The sequence below is a fragment of the Streptomyces sp. H27-C3 genome (assembly GCF_030063415.1).
Lineage (GTDB): Bacteria > Actinomycetota > Actinomycetes > Streptomycetales > Streptomycetaceae > Streptomyces.
In genome coordinates this window covers 1-3,012 of record NZ_JASITA010000101.1, presented here as the reverse complement: position 1 = coordinate 3,012, position 3,012 = coordinate 1, and the positions used below count along the sequence as shown (strand labels likewise).

General features: G+C 68.5%; 5 protein-coding genes. All 5 read left to right on the top strand.

Features of this window, described 5'->3' with window-relative positions; translation table 11 throughout:
* Window positions 1-136 precede the first annotated feature (136 nt).
* The 5 genes from QMK30_RS38200 (at window position 137) to QMK30_RS38180 (ending at window position 2,858) form a co-directional block, all read left to right on the top strand.
* A complete protein-coding gene (locus QMK30_RS38200; protein WP_283522927.1) occupies window positions 137-484 on the top strand; it encodes an HNH endonuclease in 348 nt (115 codons plus the stop codon).
* Window positions 485-680: 196 nt separating this feature from the next.
* The gene (locus QMK30_RS38195; RefSeq protein ID WP_283522926.1) at window positions 681-998 is read left to right on the top strand and encodes a transposase; all 318 of its coding nucleotides are present in this window, start codon (window positions 681-683) and stop codon (window positions 996-998) included.
* 257 nt (window positions 999-1,255) lie between these two features.
* Window positions 1,256-1,480, top strand: a complete 225-nt coding sequence (locus QMK30_RS38190) for a hypothetical protein (RefSeq protein ID WP_283522925.1) — start codon at window positions 1,256-1,258, stop codon at window positions 1,478-1,480.
* On the top strand, window positions 1,473-2,258 hold the full coding sequence (locus QMK30_RS38185) for a DUF2637 domain-containing protein (protein ID WP_283522924.1): 786 nt from the start codon (window positions 1,473-1,475) through the stop codon (window positions 2,256-2,258). Before QMK30_RS38190 ends, QMK30_RS38185 begins: the two co-directional genes overlap by 8 nt.
* 363 nt (window positions 2,259-2,621) lie before the next feature.
* The gene (locus tag QMK30_RS38180) at window positions 2,622-2,858 is read left to right on the top strand and encodes a hypothetical protein (protein WP_283522923.1); all 237 of its coding nucleotides are present in this window, start codon (window positions 2,622-2,624) and stop codon (window positions 2,856-2,858) included.
* Window positions 2,859-3,012: the final 154 nt, after the last annotated feature.

Here is a 3,012-nt window from a genome sequence, read left to right as displayed (position 1 = left end):
CTCAGCCCGATCGAGTTCGAGGAGAGGTACTACTCCGATCAGGCAACGACCAGAAGAGCGAACCTGAAACCCCGTCAACCCTCCCTGACCAGCTGATCAGCATCTCCCGAGTAACGGGGGAACCTCACAGGTCACAGTGCAGCGGGACAAGAGCAGGAAGCCGTTGATCGCCCGCTTCGGCGGGACCCCGCTCAAGCGACAGCGCACCGCCGTCATTACCGACCTCCGACCCGTCATGGCCACTGCCCGACGCAACGAGCTGATCCACCGGCTCCTCGCCGGGCAGTGCGAGATGTGCGAGGGACGTACCGGACTACAGGTCCACCACGTCCGCAAACTCGCCGATCTCAACAAGCCAGGACGGCCGGAACGGCCGCCGTGGGCACACCTGATGGCCATGCGCAAGCGCAAGACCCTCGTGGTCTGCGACCGCTGCCACCAGGCCATCCACGCGGGACGGGCCACAGCCACCACCCGGAAATGACCGCTGGAGAGCCGGATGCGGTGAAAGCCGCCTGTCCGGTTCGGGAAGGGGCCGTCGGAAAAGGACCCGAGCCACGGGCACCTCGTCGGCGGCCTACTTCACTCCGTGAGAGCCGAGGGGTGAAATTCCCCTCGGCTACTCGATCGAGGACACCCTGATCATTGGATCGTGAAGATCCATAGGACAGGAGTTCCCGATGGGGACGTCGAAGTACACCCCTGAGTTCCGGGCCGATGCCGTCGCGCTGTACCGCGCGAGCCCGGGGCGTACGTACGCCCCGGTGGCCAAGGACCTGGGCGTCAACCACGAGACGCTGCGGGTCTGGGTCCGTGAGGCCGAGCAGGCCGCCGTGCCCGGTACGGCCGAGGCCACCGCTCTGGCGAGGGAGAACAGGCAGCTGCGGACGCAGGGAGCGTTCCGGCCGGGGGCGGCTGGTTCGGTTGCGCCTTGGTCGCGGGGACGTCGTCGGCGCGGCTTGTGGCCAGGATCTCCCGGACGTGGCGCGCATCTTTAATGGCCGCAGTCAACGAGGCGGACTGCTGATCCACTCTCCCCCCGCCCTTGCTCACCCGACTGCCGGGCGTCTGTACGGATGCCGCGCTCGTTGACCGCAGTGTGACCTCACCCAAGTACTTCCCTCGAGCGACGGGCAAACAGGCCACCGGCCAGATCAGTTCACTGTGGGCCGCAGTCCCGCCGGTTCCCCCGGCAGAGCGCCCCAGAGGACTCACCAGCCAGCCGCTCACACGCGCGCCCGCAGCCCATGGCCCCATGTACTTCGCGGAGATCCTGGAGGAATTCCTGCAGAAGCTCGACCATCTGCAAACCGATTTTCACAACCGGACGGTTTCCACCGGCCCCTCAGGCGCGAGCGCGCCGACGACGCGCTCATCAGCTGGTGACACCGCGTCGGATGTGATGGCGCAACCTGCAATCCAGTGCTGCACTTCAGCCCAGGAACAGGGTACCGGCCGGGGGCGTAATCGCCATGTATGACCATCGCGGAGCCTTCGAGCCCCACCCCGACCCGTCCTACGAGCATCTGGACCCCATCGGGTCCGGGCCCCCCGCAGCACACCCCGAAAATCTGGTGAACATGCAGGAACTTTTCATCCCGAAGCAGGAACCTTTCCCCCCGAGAGCGACGAGCGACCCGCCGGACCCGCTCGATTTCGACCACACCCCGGGTCTGGAGCTGAGCTGGGACGACGAACTGGCGCAGATGGTGCGCACCTCCGCCGGGCAGCAACAGAGCATCCAGGCCGCCGTGCCGCACCCCCGGCCCGGAACCCACGACCACCGCAAACCACGCCTGCGCCGGCTCCGCCGCCTGAAGGGGCAGTCGTGGCTGCGGGTGGCCAGCATCAGCCTTGCAGCACTCGCAGCGCTCATCGTCGCCATGGTCAGCGTGTTCGGCGCCGTCGTCTCGTATGACCCGCTGCGTCATCTGGCCGCCCCGACCGTGCCCCGCGGCCTGGCACAGTGCTGGCCACTGCTGGTATTCGGCCCCTGGCTCGTTGCCTCGCTGTCCCTCCTGCGCGCGGCTCTCCACCGGCGCCGGGCCACGCACTCCTGGGTCGTCGTCGTGCTCTTCTCCGCCCTCGCGGTCACCCTGTGCGTCAACCAGGCCGATAAGACGCTGCCCGGCATCGCGGTGGCCGGCCTCCCCCCGATTACCGCACTGACGTGCTTTCACCAGCTCCTCCGCCAGATCACCCTCACCCGCCCCCACCGGCGACCGCCCCGCCGCAGGCCCCACCGCGCCCGCCGCTGAGCATCGGCTCGGCCGGATGAAACGGTGGCATCCGGATTCCGTGGAGAGCGACGCCTCAACACATCGCCGAGCAGTGAGGGAATCCCGCTATGGGATGGGACAGCTCAAAAAGGCCACCGAGGCAGCCATGCCGGGTCCGCCACCGGCAAGGGGAAGACGAAGAAGTGGCTGGCCCGTGCCGGGATCACCGGCCTGGCACCAGGTGATCCCCGACGAAGAGCGCCAAAAGGGCCCGGCGGTGCTCGGCGCTACTAGCCCAGGCGAGCGGGGGCCGTTCGGCCGATGGCCCACTGATCAGGACGACGACGAGGCCGGGCCGACCCCCGGTCAGGCGTCCATCCCCGCGCCGAGAGACGGGAACCGATGAGTCCGGGAATCTGGCGCCAAGTCCTGTCCGCCCTCTCCGGTGAGGGCCACGACGATGCCGACCGCGAACGGCTGCTGGCCCTGGGCGCCGCCGAACTGGCCCACGCACGCAGCACCGGCGAGCCCGTCACCACGCAAGATGTCCAGCGCATCGCCTACGAGGAGTTCTCGCTCCTGATCGACGACACCCAGGCCCGCACCGCCCTGCGCGCGCGACGCAGCATCCGAGGGTGACCGAAGCGGCACTGAGCCGTTACTAGCGGCGCGGGGTGCGCCGGCGCAGGAGTCTGCGGATCTGGCGCAGTGGATGGAGGGACAGGTCGTGGGGGACGGGTGACACTCGGCCTGGAGGCATCTGGGGCATGGGGTGCATGCGCCCGGCGAGCTC